This is a genomic window from Pseudoalteromonas luteoviolacea NCIMB 1942, assembly GCF_001625595.1.
In the GTDB taxonomy this organism is placed as follows: Bacteria; Pseudomonadota; Gammaproteobacteria; order Enterobacterales; family Alteromonadaceae; genus Pseudoalteromonas; species Pseudoalteromonas luteoviolacea_A.
On the sequence record NZ_AUXT01000112.1, the window covers coordinates 120,854 to 142,807 of the forward strand.

A 21,954-nucleotide genomic window follows, 5' to 3' on the forward strand; every position below is an offset into this window, starting at 1 on the left:
TTTTACTTTTTAATGTTGCTTGTCTTGGTCTGTTAAATAGGTGACGAAACTTTCCATAGGCAGAGGCTTGCTGTAAAAATAACCTTGGCCAAAATCACAACCTGCTTGTTTGAGAAGTTCATGCTGCGTGGCTGTTTCAATACCTTCTGCGATGACTTTAAGCCCTAACTGATGAGCCATCAATATCATTGTTTCACACAATACTAAGTCGTCTTGATTGTGCTCGATGCCATCGACAAAGCGCTTATCAATTTTTATAAACTCGGTATCCATTTGTTTGAGATAAGCCAATGATGAATAACCGGTACCAAAGTCATCTAGCGCAATAGAAAAACCTTGTTGAATGAGCTTTGTTAAGCGTTTTTGGCTACGTTCTCCACCTTGCATCATTAAACCTTCAGTGATTTCCAGCACTAGCATATCGGGTGTTAATTGGTGTTTGGCTAGTTGGCTTTGCCAAGCTAATAGTGTGGTGTGCTTGGCGCTGAATTGCACAGGAGATACGTTGATACTTAATTGCAGGTCTGTGCGTAAGTGCTGAGTTTGTTTTAATACATCAACAGCTTGTGTGAAGGCAAATTCACCCAATTGATGGATTAGTTGAGTTTCTTCAGCCAAAGGAATAAAGTTTGCGGGACTGATCATGCCTTTAGTTGGGTGTAGCCATCGTATTAGGGCCTCAGCTTTGGTGACTGCACGGTTGTGCATTGAAACGATTGGTTGAAAGTGCATGACAAATTGGTTGGCACACAGTGCTTGTCGCATGTCCTTTAGCAGAATAATACGTTGCTCCGCTTGTTCTCGTAGCTCAGAACTAAATAATGCAAATCCATTTCTACCCAACTGTTTTGCTTTGTACATTGCTTGATCAGCAGCTTTTAAAAGCTGCTCGGTATTTTCACCATATTGAGGGGCTAAAGCAATTCCGATACTGGCTGCAATATGACAAGTTTCGTCCGCTAAATCAAAAGGAGCTTTAATCTCTGCCAATATTTGCTCTGCGAGCGCAATCGCTTGAGACTTGTCTGCGCAATTATCATACACAAGGACAAATTCATCTCCCCCGATCCGGGTTAGGCGAGCGAAAGATTCCGTCGCTTTTTTTAGTCTTTGCGCAATTTGCGTAAGCAATAGGTCGCCATAATAGTGACCCAATGTATCATTAATGTCTTTGAAGTGGTCGATATCCAGCAGAAGTACGGCAAACTTATGATCTGACAACCCAAACAAGGTATTGAGCTGTTTCTTAAGGCTGGTACGATTTGGCAAATCGGTAAGCTCATCGAAGTGGCTTTGTCGCCATAGTTGCTCATCTTTGCGCTTTTTATCCGTAATATCTGCAAAAATACCGACCCTACGATAAGGCTCTCCATGTTCATCATAGACGGTATCAATCGTTAACCATTCTGTATAAAACTCGCCATTTTTACGTTTGTTAATGATCTCTCCTTGCCATTTGCCAGAAGCTCTCAAAGAGCGCCAAAGTTGTTCATAAAAACTGGGGTCATGTTTTCCTGAGCTCAATATCGAGGTGGTTTTACCGATTGCTTCATGCTGTGCATAACCTGTAATTTTGCTAAATGCTGGGTTTGTATCCAATATATAGCCTTGGGCGTCGGTGATCACCATACACTCACTGCTGTTATTGTAAGTGAGCGCCGCGAGATTAAGCGCTTCTTCTTGTTGTTTTTTCTGGCTTATATCGCGCATGATCAATATCGCTTCATCTATATTGGCGATTTTATATATACGGATTTCAAATACCTTGTTTTGGTTTTTATCTTTATGTGCGTATTCAAAAACGGTATTTGGTTTGTCTTGCAACAATGCTAACGCCGCTTTAATTCGAATATTAATATGCGTAGGAAAAATATCGCTTAAGGCGTTGCGGCCTGTCACACGACTTCCATGTTGATCAAGAATATTCGCTTGTTTATCCAAGCGTAGAAAATCGTCAGGCAGTGCATTTATTAACGCATTAATCTCAGCGTGCTTACGATTTAGCTCATTCTCTGTTGTGATTCGAATATCGGCCATACGTTCAAAATGTACAGCGAGATCGGCTAATTCTTTGGGCATGTTTTGTTGTTCTAACTTTACCGCTTTGCCATGCGCTAACGCGCCTATAGCATTGCTAAAATCTTGCAGCGGCATTAAAAGCGTATTGCGCAATTGTTGGCGGCCTAGCCAAATTAAAAAACATACGGCAAGTAAAAATGCGACTAGTATCAGTGCAAACTGTCGATTTACCTCGTGTAAAGCATCATCGAACGGGAAATCAAAATAGATGTTAAGTTCAGATTCTGGCTGCTCTAGGGGGAGGCGCAAGTAGACATGGTGTAGTCCATTTTTGTCTTCTGAGATAGACACTTTATGAGACACATTACTTGGCCAGTCTTCACTGGCGGGGCGACCCAGAGGTTTATCAGAGTATGGGTACTCAGCTACGACTTGTGCAAAATTGTCAGCTATCATGACCCGAGTACCAATTGGCAAAGGTAAATGAGAAAGAGATTCGCTCCAATTGGTAAGGCGGCGAACGGCAAAGATCACCATCTTAAGCTGATTCTGAACGTATACAGGCTGCGCAAAATTAAGGGTTGCAGTATGTACGCTTCGGTCTTGTTGATATTCTCCAATACTAAAACTTTGAGTTGTAACTGCCTGTAAAAAGTAGGCCCTGTCAGCGATGCTAATTGGATCAGTGATGGGGTGCAAAGAACAAAATACGCGCCCACTGGGTGTTGCCAACCCGAAATTGGCAAATTCTTGGTGGAACAACTTGGCGTGGTGCAATAGTTGAGGGCACTTTGAAGTAGACGATTGAAGTAATTGGCTGTTTGCAGCCAGTTGCTCTAAAAGTTTTTGTGTATCAGCAATTTCTACGCGTTGCTGAGTAGCTATCTGATTGGCATAGAAGATTGCATCCTGCTCTTTGATATGCAGTATGTCTGCTCGTTGCGCAAATAATAACGCTAAGATCAGTGTGAAACCGGGCAATGACAGCAACAGCATCAACCTAGAAAAGCGTTGTTTTATTGTCGAATAAAGAATAATCAAGTCTCAATTTGTAAATACATGTATATCATAACCGCGTGATGTTAAATCACCAAACTTCAGATAGTAGTGCACAAATGGCTGGTCGAGAATGGGGCAGTTTCGCTCAGTTTTGATTGAATATTACGCTGTATTTTTTGTGCATTGAATTTAATTTAAACACAAATTTTTTATTTATAGATTGTGATTTTCTGAGTCTTCCCATTTTTCCCCACACATTTCATAAACTTCTTTGAAAGCCTCATTTTTTCTGGATTTATGGATATGTTACCCCCCTTATCTAACTTGACAAAAAGGCTTGTCAAGCCCTAGACTTGTCAATTGTGGTAAAATGTGGATTAAAGTGGATCAAATTGGATCAAAATGTACATTTCTTACTCGATGAGGTGGTTTAGTTATGTTTCGCGGTGCGAACTTAATAAGCCTTGACGATAAAGGGCGTTTTTCGATACCTGTGAAGTATCGCCAACCGCTGCTGTCTGAAGAAATGGGGACAGTGATTTGTACCATTGCGATTAATGAACCCTGCCTTTGGGTGTATCCACTTTCAGAGTGGCAAGATATTGAAGCTCGCTTACACAAGCTGTCGAACACTAATCCACGAGTAAGGCGATGGCAGCGTATGTTGTTAGGACATGCGACAGAGTATCAGTTGGACAAAAATGGCCGAATTTTATTGGCCCCATCTTTGCGCAATTATGCCAACCTTGGGAAAAAGCTCATGTTGGTTGGCCTTTTAAATAAGTTTGAGATCTGGGATGAAGCTCGTTGGAACGAACAAATGCGTCTCGATACAGAGATTGAGCGCAGTGGTGACGTGGAAGAGAGCTCAGATCTTGATGGTTTTTCTTTATAGAGTACAGGTGTAGCTCCAATTATGAGTTCAGAATTAGAACATATCTCAGTGTTAATGGACGAAACGCTCGATGCACTTGAGATAAAGGCAGATGGTATTTATATCGATGGCACTTTTGGTCGAGGTGGCCACTCAGGGCAAATTCTGAAGCGCTTGGGTGAAAAAGGTCGTTTGCAAGCAATAGATCAAGACCCTCAGGCGATAAAGGCTGCCGAAAAGTTTGCGCAAGATGACCGATTTTCCATCGCACATAATCGCTTTTCTAATATCGCGGAAGTGGCGGAGTCGGCTGAATTGACAGGCAAGGTGGACGGTATACTACTGGATATTGGAGTTTCTTCACCACAGCTAGACGATGCGGATAGGGGGTTCAGTTTTATGAAAGATGGCCCACTTGATATGCGCATGAATCCACAAGCAGGACGAAGTGCAGCGCAGTGGCTAGCAGAGGCTGAACTTGAAGACATGGTGCACGTTATTAAGAAATATGGTGAAGAAAAATTTGCCAGACGCATTGCACATAAAGTTATTGAAACTCGTGAAGAGACTGAAATTACCACCACTAAACAGCTTGCGGACCTTATTGATGAAGCGGTGCCTGTTAAAGATAAACACAAGCACCCTGCTACACGTACCTTTCAGGCCATTCGAATTTATATTAATAGCGAACTAGAAGAGATCCAGACGGCGCTTTTGGCAGCAATAGATGTTCTTAAGCCCGGTGGTCGGTTGGTTGTTATCTCATTCCATTCTCTGGAAGATCGCATTGTTAAACAATTTATTAAGAAACAAAGTAAGGGAGAGGCTGTTCCAAGGGGGTTACCTCTGACCGATGAACAACTCAATAAAAATCTAACTTTAAAAGCGATTGGAAAGGCCATCAAGCCGAGCAAGTCTGAAATCGAAGCAAACCCTAGATCGCGTAGTTCTGTTTTACGCATTGCAGAGAAGCTCTAAATGGCTAAGTCGACGCAACGCCAACCTCAGCTCTTTTTAGAGATTTGCCAAGTGATCTTGGCGAATAAACTGACGTTTTTGTTGCTCGTAAGTGTTTTTATATCCTCTTTAGTGGTGGTGCAAGTAACTCATTCAACGCGCCAGCAATTAATTATGCAGGATCAATTATTACAGCAAAGAGACGAACTGGATCTCGAATGGCGTTACTTGTTAGTTGAAGAAGAGTTTTATTCACAGCATGCGCGAATTGAAGAAATAGCCAAAGCACAACTAAAAATGCTGCGTCCAACGAGTAAAGAAGAGCAGGTGATAGAGCTGCCATGAAGACAAGTAACAAACCTTCACAAAACCTAATTGCTTGGCGCTTTATTTTAGTTTGCGTCATGTTGGTATCTGTATTTGTCGCGCTAATTGCAAGAGCTGCTTACTTGCAAGTTATTGAGCCTGACAAAGCACGAGCTGAAAATGTTAAGCGCACAGTGAGAATGGAAAAACTGCATGTGCAACGCGGGATGATTTTTGATCGCAATGGCAAAGAGCTTGCGGTGAGTGTACCCGTAGTGAGTGTATACGTAGATCCGCTCGCATTGGACAAAGCATTAAAATCACGCGTTTTACGCCAAGCCAGAAAAAACGGTGAGGATCACGTTACGCTGGCTGATAACGCGTCATTGCTCGCAGAGCGCAAACAACAGCTCTTTCAAGAACAAGCACGCTGGCGGGAGCTCTCCGATGTGCTCCAACTACCTTCAGAGCAGGTCAATAAAAAGTTGCGCGGAAATGCAAAAAGAAGATTTGTGTATTTAAAGCGCCAAGTCACACCGGCAGTAGCTAAGTACATAAAACAGATGCGTTTACCTGGTATTCATTTACTGGACGAGTCAAAGCGCTTTTACCCTAGTGGCGAGATTGCGGCACATATTCTTGGTGTCACGAATATTGACGGTATTGGCATTGAAGGCATTGAAAAGCGCTTTGATAAAGCGTTAACAGGCACTGAAGGGCTTAGGACTATTCGAAAGGATGCACAGGGTCGAGAAGTACAAGTCTTGTCTGAAGAAGAACGTGTCGAACCGGAAGATATTCACTTGAGTATTGATCTGAGAATTCAGACCATCGCTTATCGCGCGCTTAAATCTGCCGTGCTGACTTATCAGGCAACGTCGGGGTCTGCAATGGTTGTTGATGTTCATACCGGTGAGATTTTGGCAATGGTAAATAGCCCAAGCTTTAATCCTAACGATATGAGTAATGCGGCGCCTTATAAACGCCGCAACCGCGCCATTACAGATTTATTTGAACCAGGTTCGACTTTGAAGCCGCTGGCCATATTAGCGGGGATCGATCATGGGGTGATCGAATCTGATGATATTATAAATACTTTCCCTGGCTGGATGAGGTTAGGGGGCAGTTTAGTCAAAGATACACGAAATCATGGCGAAATGACTCTCAGAGAGATATTGAAAGTCTCAAGTAATATGGGCGTTGCGAAGATCAGTCAGCTATTACCAAAAGATTATTTAGTTGGCGTATACCAGAAAGTTGGATTTGGAGAAGACACTGGAACGTTAATGATTGGAGAGAGCTCAGGGCTATTCTATCCAAATAGACGTTGGTCTGATTTCGAGATAGCGACGCTGTCTTATGGTTATGCCGTATCTGTCAGTACTGCGCAGGTGGCGCGCTTGTATGCCACATTAGGTGCAGGTGGGATTTCAAGACCTTTGACAATTTTAAAACAAGATACTCCTCAGCCAGGCAATCGGTTGTTCAAAGAGGAAGATGTGAAAGCCGTGGTTTCTATGATGGAATCAATCTTTGAAAAAGGCGGCACAGCTTCAAGTATCAAGGTAGATGGCTATCGGGCTGCTGGTAAGACTGGCACGTCGAAAAAGGCGGTGGCTGGCGGATATGGCGACGAATATGTTGGTTATTTTGCAGGGGTTGCGCCAGCGAGTGATCCTAGGCTTGCTGTTGTTGTGATGGTTAATGAGCCTGGCAATGACGTATATTACGGCGGCGATACTGCTGGACCTGTATTTGCTGAGATTGTTTCTAATGCGCTAAGAATGTTGAATGTTGCTCCGGATAAAGAACGGGTTGCTTATTTATCGGAGTCAAAAAATGATGCGTGATCTGACACAAGTACTTGCGAAATTCGATGTGAAAAGTGCATATATTGAAGTACAAGACCTCCGCTTGGACAGCCGCGAAGTACGTCATGGTGATTGTTTTATTGCCATAAGTGGGCACCAATTAGATGGCCAGCGATTTATCGCATCGGCAATAGAAAAGGGTGCCGTATGCGTTTTAGTTGATGAAAGCGCTGACGTATCAGGTTTTTCGGTTGAAGTAATTAAAGTCCCCAATTTGAAAAGTAAATTGGCAAATATTGCAGCCGGTTTTTATCAGCAGCCAAGCCGCCAATTGAATGTAGTCGGTGTAACAGGAACTAATGGAAAATCGACTACGGCAGCGATGATCGCCAATTTGGCAACCTTGTGTGGGAAAGACAGTGCTGTCATTGGAACTTTAGGCTACGGTAGCCCGAAGAACTTAACACCATTGAATAATACGACACCATCCGCGGTTGACTTACAACGTATTTTTTCACACCTATTAAATCAGCATCAGCAGGTCGCGATGGAGGTATCTTCTCATGGTATCGTTCAAGGGCGCACAGAACAGATAGACTTTGATGTGGCAGTATTTACTAATCTGAGTCGCGACCACTTGGATTACCACGGTGATATGCAGAGTTATGCGGATGCAAAAAAACGTTTGTTTACAGAGTGTGGCGCCAAACACAAAGTGCTTAATTTAGATGATAGCTACGCACGTCAATGGTTAACGGAGTTGTCTCCCTGCGAATGTGTTGTATATGGCGAGCAACCAGAGGAACACCATTTTGAACGCTATGTGTTTTTTGACAAGGTTGCTTGTCATCAACATGGCCTCTCATTTCAACTAATCACGTCATGGGGGGAGGTGGCAATCTCTACACCGTTATTCGGTTTATTCAACTTATATAATCTGTGTGCTGCATTTGCGAGTTTGTTAGTCCAAGGATATAGCTTGGACCAAGTGCAAGCTGCTGTGAAAAAACTCGAACCCGTAGATGGCCGTATGCAAGCATTTAAAAACGATGGTAAGCCAACTTGTATTGTTGATTACGCGCATACACCTGAAGCACTTGAACTTGCATTACAAGCTTTGCAAATGCATGTGCCTGGCAAAGTGGCATGTGTATTCGGCTGTGGCGGAGAACGTGACACAGGTAAGCGTCCATTGATGGCCCAAGCTGCAGAGCAGTTTTCCGATAATATTATAATTACAAGTGATAACCCCCGTAGTGAAGATCCATTAACAATTATTAATGATATTAAGGCTGGGCTCAGTAATCCTGAGTATGCTGTTGTGCAACCAGATAGAGCTTTGGCCATTCGATTTGCTATTGAACAAGCTGATGAAGACAGCGTCGTTCTGATTGCTGGCAAAGGTCATGAAGACTATCAAATTATTGGAAATCAAAAGCTAAGCTTTTGTGACAGAAGCTTAGTTAAGGCAATTTTAGAGGGGGAAAGTGCATGATCAAGATGGATTTTTCTTGGCTTGCAGAAGTACTTGAGGCCCCTTTTAGTGGGCAAAATTTGGCAGTTGCCAATATCAATACAGATACAAGAACAATAACCAACGACGAAGTTTTTCTTGCATTACAAGGCGCTAACTTTGACGGTCACAAGTTTGTGGCTGAAGCGAAGACAAAAGGCGCGATTGCCGCGATTGTATCTCGACCTGTGGATGTCGACATTGTTCAATTTGTGGTGCCGGATACGCGAATTGCACTTGGCAAACTAGGACAAAAGGTTATTCAACATGTGGCACCTAAAACAGTCGCTATTACAGGCAGTGTAGGCAAAACGACGGTTAAAGAAATGGCCGCAGCGATTCTTTCTAGACGCGGTAAGGTGCTGGCAACAAAAGGCAATTTTAATAACGATATCGGTGTGCCGCTCACTTTATTACGACTATCTGAAGATGATGAATACGCTGTAATTGAATTGGGAGCCAACCATATTGGTGAGATTGCATACACCAGCGGCTTAACTAACCCTGATGTAGCCGTGGTCTGCAACGTTGCGCCATCACACTTAGAAGGGTTTGGCTCTATTGAAGGTATTGGTCAAGCCAAAGGTGAGATATTTGAAGGCCTTAAAGCTGGTGGTGTGGCGGTTATTAATCAAGATAGCGTCTTTGCTGGTATGTGGATTGAAAGTTTATCGACACAATCGACAAAACGATTTTCGATGCAGGCTAAACATGATGTTTGGGCAGAAGATATTAAGTTAGATGATGCAGGTAGGGCCGAGTTTTTATTGTGTACTCCTATCTCATCTTTGTCGGTCAAGCTAGCTTTACCTGGTAAGCATAACGTGATGAATGCTGTGATTGCCGCGTCAATTACAATACCACTTGGTGCTTCTTTAGAGGATATTGCAGCAGCACTACACAATATGGAAGTAGTGAAAGGGCGCGTGAATGTTATTGATGTTTCTCACAGTTTGAGGGTTGTTGATGATACATATAATGCAAATGTACGCTCCGTTAAGGCCGCAATTGAACTTCTAAAGGAAATGCCTGGTACTCGAATACTGGCTCTAGGAGACATGGCTGAGCTGGGGGAAGAGGCGAGCGCATACCATCAAGAGGTTGGAGAGTATGCGCGCCAATTAGGGATTGATGCGCTGTTTTCTTTAGGTGTTTTGAGCCGCTATGCCAGCGAAGTTTTTGAACAGCCAAATCGCCACTTTTCGACGCGTGAGCACATGCTTGAAGCGTTATTTGAATTTATTAATCTTGATTCTCAAAGGTGTACTGTTTTGATAAAAGGGTCGCGTAGTGCACGTATGGAGCTGTTGGTTTCAGACTTGATAGCTGCCCACAAAAATTATGTAGATGGGGACCGATAATGTTAGTTTGGTTAGCAGAGTATTTAACGCAATACTACAGTGGTTTCAATGTCTTTTCATATCTCACCGTACGAGCAATCTTGGGGATCCTAACGGCCCTTCTGATCTCGTTGTATTTTGGTCCAAAGTTGATTCGCGCTTTGCAGCGTATGCAAATTGGACAAACTGTCCGAGATGATGGTCCTGAATCTCACCTATCCAAATCGGGAACTCCCACAATGGGTGGACTGCTTATTTTGGCCGCGATCTTTACGAGCTCTTTAATGTGGGGAGACTTAAGTAATAAGTATGTTTGGGTTACTTTGTTTGTTATTGGCTCTTTGGGCGTCGTAGGGTTTGTCGACGATTACCGTAAAGTGATTCGTAAGGACAGTAAGGGCTTAATCGCAAGATGGAAGTATTTTTGGCAATCAGTGATTGCGATCTCTGTTGCAGCTTTTTTGTATTACACTGCGAATTCTGATGCGGAAACCTCTTTGGTTGTGCCGTTTTTCAAAGATGTGTTGCCGCAACTTGGGTTGCTCTACCTCGTTATGAGTTACTTTGTGATCGTAGGTACATCAAATGCGGTCAATTTGACTGATGGACTTGATGGTCTTGCCATTGTACCTACAATTTTAGTTGCAGCGGCATTGGCAATTATTGCTTATTTGACCGGTAACGTGAATTTCTCAAATTACCTCCATATTCCTCATATACCATTGGCCAGTGAACTCGTTGTTGTGTGTACTGCCATTGTCGGCGCTGGATTAGGGTTCTTATGGTTTAACACCTACCCAGCACAAGTATTTATGGGCGATGTGGGTTCTTTGGCCTTGGGCGGTGCATTAGGTATTATTGCTATTTTAGTAAGGCAAGAGTTGGTATTAGTGATTATGGGGGGGGTATTCGTGATGGAGGCCCTGTCGGTTATTCTTCAGGTTGGGTCGTACAAACTGCGTGGTCAACGTATTTTCAGAATGGCTCCTATACACCATCATTATGAGTTGAAAGGGTGGCCTGAACCGCGAGTCATTGTGCGGTTTTGGATAATCTCTTTCATTTTAGTACTTGCTGGATTGGCAACTCTAAAGATCAGGTAAATGAACTATATAGACAAACTTAAGCAGCAGCATATTACAATTCTAGGCCTTGGTGTAACAGGGCTTGGAATTGTACGCTTTTTAGTACGCCATGGTATCACGCCCAAAATTGTTGATACGCGTGCTGTGCCGCCTGGTGCTGAGTGGTTGGCACACAATGTACCTGAGAGTGAAGCCGTATTTGGTCCGTTGGCTGAGGCTGCATTAACTAATACTGATGTAATAATAATTAGTCCTGGGATCCCTTTATATGATAGATACGTGGCACAAGCGATAGCGGGTGGTACCGAGGTGATCGGGGATGTTGAACTGTTTGCTCGTTTAAATGACACTCCAGTAGTTGCGGTAACGGGCTCCAATGGTAAATCTACGGTAGTGAGTTTGGCTACAGAAGTCTGTAAAGAAGCTGGCCTCAAGGTTGGACTCGGTGGAAATATTGGCACCTCAGTTCTTGATTTATTGGATCAAGATCTTGATTTAATTGTATTAGAACTATCTAGTTTCCAACTCGAAACAACTCAAAGTTTGAAATGCACTAGCGCCATGATCCTCAATATTACTGAGGATCATATGGATAGGTATCCTGATTTTGATGCCTACTGCGCGGCCAAAAAACGCATCTATCTGCAAACGGGTTTATTGGTTTACAACTTTGACGATGAGCAAACCTACCAAGCACATAAGTGCACATTGAGTGTAGGGTTAAACAATGCAGATTACTGCATTAAATCTTTTCCTGAACGTGCATACTTTAGTGCCTTAGGTGAGGCTTTTCTGCCAGTAGATTGTCTATCTATTCCTGGCAAGCATAACCAGTTTAATGCTTTATCTGTAATGGCTTTATTGAGTCCTTTTGACATAAGCAAACAAGCATTTGAGCAGGGGTTTGCTCGATTCAGTGGACTTGAACACCGTTGCCAATTGATTGCCGAAGCCAACGGTATTAAATATTTTAATGATTCAAAAGCAACCAATGTGGGAGCCACGGTTGCGGCACTCGAAAGTCTTGCAGATGATAGCTGCAAAATCGTTTTGATTTTAGGTGGGGATGCTAAAGGTGCAGAAATAGCACCTCTTGTGGAGCCACTTAAAGAGCACTGCCGAGCTATTTTGTGTTTTGGTAAAGATGCAGATTTGTTCGTCCCTCTTCATGACAACAGTATTAAAGTTTCAACTTTGCAAGAGGCTGTTTTAGAGGCTAATAAACAAGCCATTGCTGGCGATATTGTATTGTTGGCGCCAGCGTGCGCAAGCATTGATATGTACCCTAATTATATGATTAGAGGTGATGAGTTCACCAAATTGGTAGGAGAACTCTAATGATAGCGACGCTAAATTTAAGAAGTGCTTTTCAATCTAAAAACGCAGACACTTTGTTCGATTTGCCTTTGCTGTATGCGATGCTCTGCTTGATAGGGGTTGGTTTTGTGATGGTAACAAGTGCTTCGATGCCAGTTGCTGAACGTATTTACAACAATCCTTATCACATCATTGTCAGACACGGTATGTTTCTGATTATGGGGATGGTGCTGTTTTGGTTGAGTACCTCGGTGTCAATGATGTGGTGGAAGCGCTTCAATCCATATTTATTGCTATTTGGAATGGCAATGCTAGTGCTGGTTTTGGTCGTTGGCCGGGAAGTGAATGGCGCGAAACGCTGGATCCCTGTAGGGCCTGTAGGTATACAAGCTGCAGAAGTCGCAAAGCTATTTTTTATCAGCTATATAGCTGGATATTTGGTACGCAAACGTGAAGAGGTGCAAGAAAATATCAAAGGGTTTGCGAAACCTATCGTGGTCTTTGCTGTGTATGCATTTTTAATTCTAATGCAACCGGATTTGGGCACCGTTGTCGTGATTTTTGTAACGACTGTGGGTCTACTATTTTTGGCCGGCGCAAAGCTGTGGCAGTTTTTTGTACTGATGCTCACAGGTGTATTTTTGGTTGTGATGTTGATAATCTTCGAGCCCTATCGTATGGCTCGGGTCGTTGGCTTTTTGGAGCCTTGGAAAGATCCTTTTGGTAAGGGTTATCAATTGGTTCAATCTTTAATGGCATACGGTCAAGGGGGCTGGTTTGGCCAAGGCTTGGGCAATAGTGTTCAAAAGTTGCAGTACCTTCCTGAAGCACACAATGATTTTATTTTTGCTGTCATTGCCGAGGAATTAGGGTTTTTGGGCGTAATTTGTGTGTTGTTGATGCTTGGAACGCTCGTTTTTAGAGCCCTGGTTATTGGGCAACAAGCTTTAAAGTCAAATAAAGAGTACGAAGGTTATCTTGCCCTTGGGATAGGTATCTGGTTTGCTTTTCAGACACTTGTTAATGTTGGCGCGAGTGCCGGTATGTTGCCGACTAAAGGTTTGACTCTGCCGTTTGTATCTTATGGTGGATCTAGTTTATTAGTCATGACAATTGCGGCTGGGCTATTACAGAGGGTGGACTTTGAAACAAAGATGTCGACTAGGCAAGCAACATCGAGAGGCAGTAAACGATGACAAAAAGAATATTGGTTGCAGCCGGTGGTACTGGTGGACATATTTTCCCAGGCATAGCGGTAGCCCAGCAATTGAAAGATGCGGGCTGGGAAATCTCGTGGGTAGGTACAGAAGATAGAATGGAAGCGCAGGTCGTTCCTAGGCATGGCTTTGACATTGACTTTATTGCTGTCAAAGGGGTGAGAGGAAACGGGTTTAAAAGGTTTTTACAAACGCCTTTGATGGTTTTTAAAGCCATATGTGCTGCCAAACATATCTTATCAACACACCGGCCTGATGTTGTTCTTACAATGGGCGGGTACGTGACAGGTCCTGTGGGGGTTGCCGCCAAGCTGTTAGGTGTGCCGCTCATAATTCATGAACAAAATGCTGTTGCTGGTTTAAGTAATAGAATGTTGGCGAAACTAGCAAATCGTGTTTTATGTGCCTTCAAAGGTGCGTTTCCAGAAACCAAGTGTGATGTCGTCGGTAATCCAATCCGTGACTCGGTGACGCAAATACAGCCTAAGGCGGTTGAGGGAAATATTAATTGTCTCGTTGTTGGTGGTTCATTAGGTGCCAAAGCATTAAATGAAACCCTCCCAGAAGTTTTTAATGCACTGAATCAGCTAGGGCATCACAAACTTTCCATTTGGCATCAAAGTGGTAGAGGAAATGAGCAGACTGTTGCAACAAGTTATAGCGATAGTCAATTCACATATAAAGTTGACGAGTTTATCGAAAATATGGACCAAGCCTATGAATGGGCTGATATTATAATTTGTCGAGCTGGAGCGCTGACTGTCAGTGAAGTTGCTGCTGCGGGAAAAATGGCTGTCTTTGTTCCCCTACCTCATGCAGTGGATGATCATCAAACTCTAAACGCGAGTGCTTTGGTGGATGATGGCGCTGCACTGTTGATGCCTCAGTCAGAATTAAATGAGCAGAATATGGTGACGTTACTAGAGCCATATTTACGTGATCCAACACGTATTGAAGCAAAGTCAAAAAAAGCAAAGCTATGTGCCCAAATATCAGCAACGAGTACAGTAGTTGAAATTATTGAAGAAATTACAAGTCAAAGAGAAAATTGTGAAAGAAAATAAGTATCGCCGAGCTATGAGACGAATTAACACTATTCATTTTATTGGAATTGGTGGTGCCGGTATGGGCGGTATTGCAGAAGTTTTGGCATATGAAGGTTATCGAATAACAGGCTCTGATATTGCTCAAAACGCAATGACGCAAAGGTTATTGAAAGTTGGCGCAGAAATATTTATTGGCCATGATGCTAACAACGTTAAAGATGCAGATGTCGTGGTTGTATCTAGCGCTATTGATACGACTAACCCAGAAATCATTGCGGCCAAGCAGGCGCGCACGCCAGTTGTAAGGCGCGCTGAGATGTTGGCTGAATTGATGCGCTTTAGGCATGGTATTGCAGTTGCTGGAACCCACGGAAAAACAACAACAACAAGTTTGGTGGCAAGTATTTTCGCTGAAGCTAAGCTCGATCCGACCTTTATTATCGGTGGTCTGCTTAATAGCGCGGGAAGTAATGCAAAAGTTGGTACAAGCGATGTATTAATTGCGGAAGCAGATGAAAGCGATGCTTCTTTCTTGCATCTTCAGCCAATGGCTTCTGTTATTACCAATATTGAAGCTGACCATATGGATACATATGGCGGGGATTTTGAAAAGCTCAAAGATACCTACATAGAATTTATTCACAATTTACCATTTTATGGTTTAGCTGTGGTGTGTATCGATTCTCCAGTTGTGCGTGAGCTGCTCCCACGCTTCGCTAGACCGACAATCACATACGGTGAGAGTGAAGATGCAGATTATCGCATGACCGACTATGTCCAAGAAGTAGGAAGCTGCCGTTTTACTGTGTTACACAAATCAGGCTCAAGTATGGATATTCAGCTCAATATGCCCGGTAAACACAATGCGTTAAATGCGACAGCAGCAATAGCGATAGCTAAGGATCATGAGATCGAAACCATTGCTATTCAAAATGCATTACAGGATTTTGCCGGTATTGGACGTCGCTTCCAGCACTATGGAACCTTTAGCCGTGAAGATAGCAGTGCGATGTTAGTTGACGATTACGGCCATCATCCCTCAGAGGTTGCTGTAACTATTCAGGCTGCTAGAGCCGGTTGGCCAGATAAGCGTCTGGTAATGCTTTACCAACCGCATAGGTACACAAGAACAAGAGACCTTTATGAAGAGTTTGTTAAAGTACTTTCAGAGGTGGATCAGCTCATATTATTAGATGTGTATAGTGCGGGTGAGAGTCCGATTGTTGGTGCGGATAGTAAAGCGCTATGTCGCAGTTTAAGACAGCGAGGAGTTGAGCCAATTCATATCGCAGATCATAGTGAGCTATTTAGCGTGCTTGCTGATGTTATCCAAGATAACGATTTAGTGATTACACAAGGGGCAGGTAACATCGGTCAAATTGTGAAGAAATTAGCTGCGACGGAGCTATCAAAAGAAAGGCTGAGGTTAGAAAGTTTATGAGCAAGTTTGGTAAAGTAGCCGTTTTATTGGGCGGCAGCTCAGCCGAGAGGGAAGTTTCCTTAGCATCGGGTGAAGCGGTGCTGGATGCCCTGAAACGTGAGGCAGTGAATGCAATTGCCTTTGACCCCGCGCAGCGCAATATATGGGATCTGAAAACCTTAGGAATAGAAAGAGTATTTATCGCCTTGCATGGTCGCGGTGGAGAAGATGGCACTGTGCAAGGGGCTTTGGAGTTTATGGGCATTCCTTACACAGGCAGTGGTGTCTTAGGCAGTGCGTTGGCGATGGACAAAATTAGATGTAAGCATTTATTCCAATCTGCCAAATTGAGTACGGCAAAATATGCTGTTGTTGATAATCAAAGCGGGTTTGACGCCAAAGCCATTATCAAAGAGTTGGGTTCTGTGATGGTAAAACCCAGCCATGAAGGTTCAAGCGTTGGGATGGCTAGAGCTGATGATGAAGTTACTCTGACCGAAGCGTTGAGCAATGCTTTTAAATTTGATAGTCAGGTGCTGGTCGAACAGTGGATTGAAGGGCGTGAATTTACAGTGGCAGTGCTAGATGGTCAGGCTTTACCTGTCATTGAAATGCGCACACCACGCAGTTTTTACGACTATGAAGCGAAATATAAAGAAAATACCACCGAGTATATTTGTCCGGCCGATATAAGCTTGGCTTTTGCAGAACAATTACAAGTCATGGCAAGTCATGCCTTTGAGCTGGTGGGTGCGACGGGTTGGGGCCGCGTCGACGCGATGCAAGATGTAAATGGTCAATTTTATTTGCTAGAAGTCAATACTGTACCTGGGATGACCGAGACGTCATTGGTACCTAAAGCAGCCAAAGTCGAAGGGATGACATTTGACCAGTTAGTTATTCGTATTTTGGAGCAAACAGTTTAAGATGCGCCAAAATTTGCAAAAAGCCATATTAAACCTTAGGGCCTTAAATTGGTCCATTATACTTGGTATGAGCTTTTTCTTGTGTGTTTTGCTTGTGTTATCTCGCAGTTTTTACTGGGTGAGTGACTGGCTAGTTGAACATAGGGATGCGCAAATTAAAACCCTAACCGTGTTAGGGGAGCCGTACTATACCAGTGAGCAGGCAATTGTTGCGGCGATTAGCGAAGCTGATCTGAGAAGCTTCTTTAAACTGGATGTTAAAACAGTTCAAACTTCAGTCAAGTCTTTGCCATGGGTTGCTTCTGTATCAGTGCGTAAGCAATGGCCGGATACGATACAAATTTATGTCACAGAGCACACGCCTGTGGCGTTTTGGAACAGTGACTCGCTGCTCAATGAAAGTGGACTTATTTTTCAAGCGAGTAGTAATAAGTTACCAGATGGGTTACCACAACTATATGGCCCTGAAGGAAGCGAGAGAGAGGCATGGGAAACTTTTTTACAGCTAAAAGAAATGCTGGCTGTCAACTCATTTGAGTTAACCAGTTTGGCCTTGTCCGAGCGGTTTGCTTGGCAATTGTGGTTGAAAAATGGCATTAAGCTTAATTTAGGTCGAGAAGAAAAAGCAAAGAGAGTGCAACGGTTCATCGATGTTTATCCATTGTTACAACGCCCTGAAGGGGCTCAGCTCGATGTGATCGATTTGCGATATGATACAGGGCTGGCGGTAAGTTGGAGATATCCCCAGACACAAGAACATAAAGAAAAGAGTAAAGCATGACCAAGTCAGCAGAAAGAAACTTAGTGATAGGGCTAGATGTGGGAACAGCAAAAGTTGTTGCTACAGTGGGTGAGATCACACCGGATAATCAGTTAAGTATTGTTGGCGTTGGCAACCAAGTGGCGCACGGTATGGACAAAGGTGGCGTAAACGACCTTAACTTGGTATCTGACTCGATTAAACGCGCGATTGATGAAGCTGAATTAATGGCTGATTGTCGCATTAGTTCAGTGTATTTAGGTATTTCTGGAAAGCACATTCAATGCCAGAACGAAAGCGGCGTCGTCGCCATTAATAATGCGGAAGTGACGGATGATGACATTGCAAATGTGATCCATATTGCTCGTTCTGTGCCGATTTCGGCGGAGCGGAAGATGCTGCACTCACTCCCGCAAGAATATAGTATCGACATGCAAGAGGGTATTAAAAACCCGCTCGGTATGAGTGGGGTGAGGATGGAAGCCAAAGCGCATATCATCACCTGCTCTAACGATATGGCAAAAAATATTGAGAAATGCGTTGAGCGTTGCGGGTTAGATGTAGACCAGCTTACTTTTACTGCACTTGCCTCGTGTTACTCAGTATTGACTGAAGATGAAAAGGAACTGGGTGTTGCCGTTGTGGATCTCGGTGGCGGTACGATGGATATCGCGATATACGTTAATGGTGCGCTACGCCATACCGCTGTGATCCCAGTAGCTGGTAACCAAGTAACAGGTGATATTGCAAAAATATTTAGAACACCTATCTCACATGCTGAGTCTTTGAAGGTACAATATGCGTTTGCAAGTAGCCAGATGGCCAGTGCTGAGGAGACAATTGAAGTACCTAGTGTCGGTGGTCGCCCTTCAAGAATTATGTCTAGGCATACTTTATCTGAGGTCGTAGAACCCAGATTCAGAGAATTATTTGAACTTGTTCAAGAAGAAATTCGCCGTTCTGGTTTTGAAGATCAAATCGCGGCTGGCGTTGTTTTAACAGGTGGTAGCGCCAAAATGAAAGGGGCTTTGGAAGTGGCAGAAGACATTTTCCAAATGCCAGTAAGGATAGGAAACCCTGTTGGGATCACAGGATTAACAGATTATGTTGATGATCCGGCATATGCAACAGCGGTAGGTTTGTTACAATACGGCCGAACGCTGCAAGCCAAAAATGCACAAAAGGCGAAAGTTGATGCCGAAGAAGGTTGGTGGAGCCGAATTACTAAATGGTTCCAAGGTGAGTTTTAAAGCTCAAGTCGGAGAGTGAAGATGTTTGATATTATGGAACAACACGGCGAAGAGGCCGTAATTAAAGTAATTGGTGTTGGCGGCGGTGGAGGCAACGCTGTCGAGCACATGGTAAAACAAGAAATAGAAGGTGTGCGCTTTATTGTTGCTAACACAGATGCACAGGCGCTAAGAAAGTCGTCAGCAGACGTAACGGTGCAGTTAGGCACGCAAATTACTCAGGGCCTAGGCGCGGGTGCAAACCCAGAGGTTGGTAAAAAAGCTGCTGAAGAAGATGTTGAAACGATAAAAGCGAGCCTTGAAGGCGCTGATATGGTTTTCATCGCAGCAGGTATGGGTGGTGGTACTGGTACTGGTGCTGCCCCAGTGGTTGCACGCGTAGCGAAAGAACTAGGTATCTTGACAGTTGCTGTTGTAACGCGTCCTTTCGATTTAGAAGGCAAGAAGCGCATGGCAGCTGCTGACCATGGGATTGGTGAGTTGTCAGAAATTGTAGACTCACTTATAACAATTCCTAACAACAAGTTACTGAAGGTTTTAGGTAAAGGTACTACATTATTAGATGCCTTCGCTAAAGCTAATGATGTGCTTTACGGCGCTGTACAAGGGATAGCCGAGCTTATCACTCGTTCAGGTTTGATTAACGTTGACTTTGCTGATGTAAGAACAGTGATGTCAGCAATGGGCACAGCCATGATGGGCACAGCTGCTGCATCTGGACCAGACCGTGCACAAGAAGCGGCAGAAGCTGCTATTTCAAGTCCGTTACTTGAGGATGTAGACCTGACTGGTGCAAAAGGTATCTTGGTTAACATTACCGCTGGTATGGATATTACCATCGAAGAATTTGAAGTTGTTGGTAATCATGTGAAGGCACTTGCTTCGGAAAATGCGACGGTAGTTGTGGGTGCTGTCATTGATCCTGAAATGAGTGACGAACTAAGAGTTACAGTTGTTGCAACGGGACTTGGTGGTGAGCGCAAGCCGCAGTTTGGTATCGTTGACAATGGCCTTCAGGGTTTTTCGGGTCAGGTTAGCACTGGGAAAGGTACAGGTACTAATGGGCCTGGCTTTATCAGTGAGGAAACGATTCCGAGCTTTGGTGGTGCTGGCAATAAACCTGTAGAAGCGCTTGGCGGTAAAGACACAGGTGCGAGTATCGCTGGAGAACAAGGTGTGAAACCACCAAAAGATTCAGAGAGCACAGTAAAAGATACTGGTGATAAAGAAAAAGGTGACTACTTTGACATTCCAGCCTTCTTAAGAAAGCAGTCTGATTAAAAAGTAGTTAAACCAGAGTAAAAAATAGACAATTGGCAGGGTGCACTAATTTGTGATAAACTCCGCCGTCTATCCAATTTAAAGTGGGCGAATATATGATTAAACAACGTACAATTGCAGAAGTTGTTAAAGCCACAGGTGTAGGTTTACACAAAGGTGAAAAGGTCACGATCACTCTCCGACCTGCGAGCGCAAATACAGGGGTTGTATTTCGTCGCGTAGATCTAGACCCAGTTGTCGACTTCGAGACAACGCCTGAAGCTGTGGGTGATACGCAATTATGTACTTGTTTAACAAATAAAGATGGTGTTCGCTTATCAACGACAGAACATTTAATTGCAGCTGTCGCCGCTTTAGGTATAGATAACTTAATTGTTGAGCTAGATAGTGCTGAAGTACCAATTATGGATGGTAGTGCATTACCATTCATTTATTTGCTTCAGAAAGGTGGCATTGCTGAATTGAATGTTGCTAAACGCTTCATCCGTATTAAAGAAAAAGTGCGGGTTGAAGACGGAGATAAGTGGGCAGAGATCGAGTCATATGATGGCTTCCATATCGACTTTGAAATTGCCTTTGACCACCCTGCTATCAACGCCAGTCGTCAGCGTATTGGACTAGATATTACAGCTCAAAGTTTCACTCAAGAAATCAGTAGAGCACGTACTTTTGGCTTTATGAAAGACATTGAGTATATGCATGCCAATAATCTTGCACTTGGTGGAAGTATGGATAATGCGGTAGTACTGGATGATTTTAAGGTTCTAAATCCAAACGGCTTAAGATATAAAGACGAGTTCGTAAAACACAAGATCCTTGATTGCGTCGGCGACCTATTTATGACTGGCTATAACATTCTTGGTAAAATGACTTGCTACAAATCAGGCCACGGCTTGAATAACAAATTACTTCGTGAAATTATGGCCAATGAAAATGCATGGGAATGGGTCACATTTGATGAGCCTGTAACAATGCCAGCACCAGGGTTAGAAGCTGGTCAACAGCTTTCAACAGTATAAAAAAATGACGCGGTAGCGTCATTTTTTTTTGCCCTAAGCTATTTTAATTCAGTCTTTATTATCTCGATTATGGCTGGCAAGTTTTAACAGCTTTTCTCTCAAACCTGGCGGAGCATTTTCTGCGAGCTGAGATAATTGGTCGGCGGTTGCTTGGCTCAAGCCTGGGTTGTTTTTGGGCGGAGGAGATGGTTCAATGACTCGTTGTAAACGTTGTTGTGCCTCAGGGTTTGATGTAATTTTAACTTGACCACAGTCGTGTAAACCAGATTGCCTAAACGCAGATAAAATCTCCATTTTTAAATAACCTAACCGAGTCGCCAACGTCGCCGAGGCTGCTTCAATATACAAAGTGCCTTGCGTATAGTTTGCAACGCGACATTTCTTGCTGAGAATTGGCCCTAAGGCATGCTCTAAAGGGGCTTGCAGTGAATTGATGTCTTGCGCTTTTTCGACATAGTTAGATAATTTATCTGACCACTTGGGTGCTAGCTCTGACAAGGGCTTAGGGTTAAATCGATTTTTCGTCATGGCTCACCCTTATGTTTAAAAGTTAGTCTCTAAATTTGAATATGCCTCTGCGAAATACGGGGGAATATTACTGCTTTGGTCTTCAATATTATATATTGCTTCACTATATATTGCTTCACTATATATTGCTTCAAAACATAGCCGCAAATATTACTAGATAGGGATTGAACGAATGCCGTACACTTGAACTCGGAGTTGGTAGCCCCCATATTATGCTAATCATCGAACATTAACGTCATATCTCTGGTGTATGATTACAGAAAATGACGCGAGTACTAGAGTGTTT

The 21,954-nt window shown here is 43.4% G+C and carries 18 protein-coding genes; 16 read left to right on the plus strand and 2 right to left on the minus strand.

Annotated features, from left to right (window positions below; all coding sequences use genetic code 11):
* Positions 1–9: 9 nt before the first annotated feature.
* Positions 10–3,060, minus strand: coding sequence for an EAL domain-containing protein (locus tag N482_RS06250; RefSeq protein ID WP_231100804.1), 3,051 nt, complete (start codon positions 3,058–3,060; stop codon positions 10–12).
* A 394-nt stretch (positions 3,061–3,454) separates the two neighbouring features.
* On the opposite strand from N482_RS06250, the gene mraZ reads away from it, so the two are divergent.
* The 16 genes from mraZ to lpxC all read left to right on the plus strand — a co-directional run bounded on the left by mraZ (position 3,455) and on the right by lpxC (position 21,140).
* The gene (gene mraZ / locus N482_RS06255; protein ID WP_063374371.1) at positions 3,455–3,913 is read left to right on the plus strand and encodes a division/cell wall cluster transcriptional repressor MraZ; all 459 of its coding nucleotides are present in this window, start codon (positions 3,455–3,457) and stop codon (positions 3,911–3,913) included.
* Positions 3,914–3,934: 21 nt separating this feature from the next.
* Positions 3,935–4,870: a 16S rRNA (cytosine(1402)-N(4))-methyltransferase RsmH gene (gene rsmH / locus N482_RS06260; protein ID WP_063376234.1), complete on the plus strand. Its 936-nt coding sequence runs from the start codon at positions 3,935–3,937 to the stop codon at positions 4,868–4,870.
* Positions 4,871–5,194, plus strand: coding sequence for a cell division protein FtsL (ftsL, locus tag N482_RS06265; RefSeq protein WP_063376235.1), 324 nt, complete (start codon positions 4,871–4,873; stop codon positions 5,192–5,194).
* Entirely contained in the window at positions 5,191–7,005 is a 1,815-nt protein-coding gene (locus tag N482_RS06270) for a peptidoglycan D,D-transpeptidase FtsI family protein (RefSeq protein WP_063376236.1), read from the plus strand. The genes ftsL and N482_RS06270 overlap by 4 nt, the downstream gene beginning before the upstream one ends.
* Entirely contained in the window at positions 6,998–8,461 is a 1,464-nt protein-coding gene (murE, locus tag N482_RS06275; RefSeq protein ID WP_063376259.1) for a UDP-N-acetylmuramoyl-L-alanyl-D-glutamate--2,6-diaminopimelate ligase, read from the plus strand. Before N482_RS06270 ends, murE begins: the two co-directional genes overlap by 8 nt.
* Complete coding sequence (locus N482_RS06280) at positions 8,458–9,840, plus strand: UDP-N-acetylmuramoyl-tripeptide--D-alanyl-D-alanine ligase (protein ID WP_063376237.1); 1,383 nt, start codon at positions 8,458–8,460, stop codon at positions 9,838–9,840. The genes murE and N482_RS06280 overlap by 4 nt, the downstream gene beginning before the upstream one ends.
* Positions 9,840–10,922 (plus strand): phospho-N-acetylmuramoyl-pentapeptide-transferase, encoded by a 1,083-nt coding sequence (gene mraY / locus N482_RS06285; RefSeq protein ID WP_063376238.1) that lies wholly within the window; start codon positions 9,840–9,842, stop codon positions 10,920–10,922. Before N482_RS06280 ends, mraY begins: the two co-directional genes overlap by 1 nt.
* Positions 10,923–12,242: a UDP-N-acetylmuramoyl-L-alanine--D-glutamate ligase gene (gene murD / locus N482_RS06290; RefSeq protein WP_063376239.1), complete on the plus strand. Its 1,320-nt coding sequence runs from the start codon at positions 10,923–10,925 to the stop codon at positions 12,240–12,242. It abuts the gene before it with no gap.
* Entirely contained in the window at positions 12,242–13,417 is a 1,176-nt protein-coding gene (gene ftsW, locus N482_RS06295; protein ID WP_063376240.1) for a cell division protein FtsW, read from the plus strand. Before murD ends, ftsW begins: the two co-directional genes overlap by 1 nt.
* Positions 13,414–14,502, plus strand: a complete 1,089-nt coding sequence (murG, locus tag N482_RS06300) for an undecaprenyldiphospho-muramoylpentapeptide beta-N-acetylglucosaminyltransferase (RefSeq protein ID WP_063376241.1) — start codon at positions 13,414–13,416, stop codon at positions 14,500–14,502. The genes ftsW and murG overlap by 4 nt, the downstream gene beginning before the upstream one ends.
* A 13-nt stretch (positions 14,503–14,515) precedes the next feature.
* The gene (murC, locus tag N482_RS06305) at positions 14,516–15,925 is read left to right on the plus strand and encodes a UDP-N-acetylmuramate--L-alanine ligase (RefSeq protein WP_063376260.1); all 1,410 of its coding nucleotides are present in this window, start codon (positions 14,516–14,518) and stop codon (positions 15,923–15,925) included.
* Entirely contained in the window at positions 15,922–16,830 is a 909-nt protein-coding gene (locus N482_RS06310) for a D-alanine--D-alanine ligase (protein WP_063376242.1), read from the plus strand. Before murC ends, N482_RS06310 begins: the two co-directional genes overlap by 4 nt.
* A gap of 1 nt (position 16,831) precedes the next feature.
* On the plus strand, positions 16,832–17,611 hold the full coding sequence (locus tag N482_RS06315) for a cell division protein FtsQ/DivIB (protein ID WP_063376243.1): 780 nt from the start codon (positions 16,832–16,834) through the stop codon (positions 17,609–17,611).
* Positions 17,608–18,840, plus strand: coding sequence for a cell division protein FtsA (gene ftsA, locus N482_RS06320; RefSeq protein ID WP_063376244.1), 1,233 nt, complete (start codon positions 17,608–17,610; stop codon positions 18,838–18,840). The genes N482_RS06315 and ftsA overlap by 4 nt, the downstream gene beginning before the upstream one ends.
* A 21-nt stretch (positions 18,841–18,861) precedes the next feature.
* A complete protein-coding gene (ftsZ, locus tag N482_RS06325) occupies positions 18,862–20,121 on the plus strand; it encodes a cell division protein FtsZ (RefSeq protein ID WP_063376245.1) in 1,260 nt (419 codons plus the stop codon).
* Positions 20,122–20,216: 95 nt separating this feature from the next.
* Complete coding sequence (lpxC, locus tag N482_RS06330; protein ID WP_063376246.1) at positions 20,217–21,140, plus strand: UDP-3-O-acyl-N-acetylglucosamine deacetylase; 924 nt, start codon at positions 20,217–20,219, stop codon at positions 21,138–21,140.
* Between the two features lie 48 nt (positions 21,141–21,188).
* On the opposite strand, the gene N482_RS06335 is transcribed toward lpxC, so the two are convergent.
* Positions 21,189–21,668, minus strand: coding sequence for a DUF721 domain-containing protein (locus N482_RS06335; protein WP_063376247.1), 480 nt, complete (start codon positions 21,666–21,668; stop codon positions 21,189–21,191).
* Positions 21,669–21,954: the final 286 nt, after the last annotated feature.

Coding starts and splice junctions, on each gene's coding strand:
- mraZ (WP_063374371.1), top strand. CDS start 3,455: ATGTTTCGCGGTGCGAACTTAATAAGCCTTGACGATAAAGGGCGTTTT.
- rsmH (WP_063376234.1), top strand. CDS start 3,935: ATGAGTTCAGAATTAGAACATATCTCAGTGTTAATGGACGAAACGCTC.
- ftsL (WP_063376235.1), top strand. CDS start 4,871: ATGGCTAAGTCGACGCAACGCCAACCTCAGCTCTTTTTAGAGATTTGC.
- N482_RS06270 (WP_063376236.1), top strand. CDS start 5,191: ATGAAGACAAGTAACAAACCTTCACAAAACCTAATTGCTTGGCGCTTT.
- murE (WP_063376259.1), top strand. CDS start 6,998: ATGCGTGATCTGACACAAGTACTTGCGAAATTCGATGTGAAAAGTGCA.
- N482_RS06280 (WP_063376237.1), top strand. CDS start 8,458: ATGATCAAGATGGATTTTTCTTGGCTTGCAGAAGTACTTGAGGCCCCT.
- mraY (WP_063376238.1), top strand. CDS start 9,840: ATGTTAGTTTGGTTAGCAGAGTATTTAACGCAATACTACAGTGGTTTC.
- murD (WP_063376239.1), top strand. CDS start 10,923: ATGAACTATATAGACAAACTTAAGCAGCAGCATATTACAATTCTAGGC.
- ftsW (WP_063376240.1), top strand. CDS start 12,242: ATGATAGCGACGCTAAATTTAAGAAGTGCTTTTCAATCTAAAAACGCA.
- murG (WP_063376241.1), top strand. CDS start 13,414: ATGACAAAAAGAATATTGGTTGCAGCCGGTGGTACTGGTGGACATATT.
- murC (WP_063376260.1), top strand. CDS start 14,516: ATGAGACGAATTAACACTATTCATTTTATTGGAATTGGTGGTGCCGGT.
- N482_RS06310 (WP_063376242.1), top strand. CDS start 15,922: ATGAGCAAGTTTGGTAAAGTAGCCGTTTTATTGGGCGGCAGCTCAGCC.
- N482_RS06315 (WP_063376243.1), top strand. CDS start 16,832: ATGCGCCAAAATTTGCAAAAAGCCATATTAAACCTTAGGGCCTTAAAT.
- ftsA (WP_063376244.1), top strand. CDS start 17,608: ATGACCAAGTCAGCAGAAAGAAACTTAGTGATAGGGCTAGATGTGGGA.
- ftsZ (WP_063376245.1), top strand. CDS start 18,862: ATGTTTGATATTATGGAACAACACGGCGAAGAGGCCGTAATTAAAGTA.
- lpxC (WP_063376246.1), top strand. CDS start 20,217: ATGATTAAACAACGTACAATTGCAGAAGTTGTTAAAGCCACAGGTGTA.
- N482_RS06335 (WP_063376247.1), bottom strand. CDS start 21,668: ATGACGAAAAATCGATTTAACCCTAAGCCCTTGTCAGAGCTAGCACCC.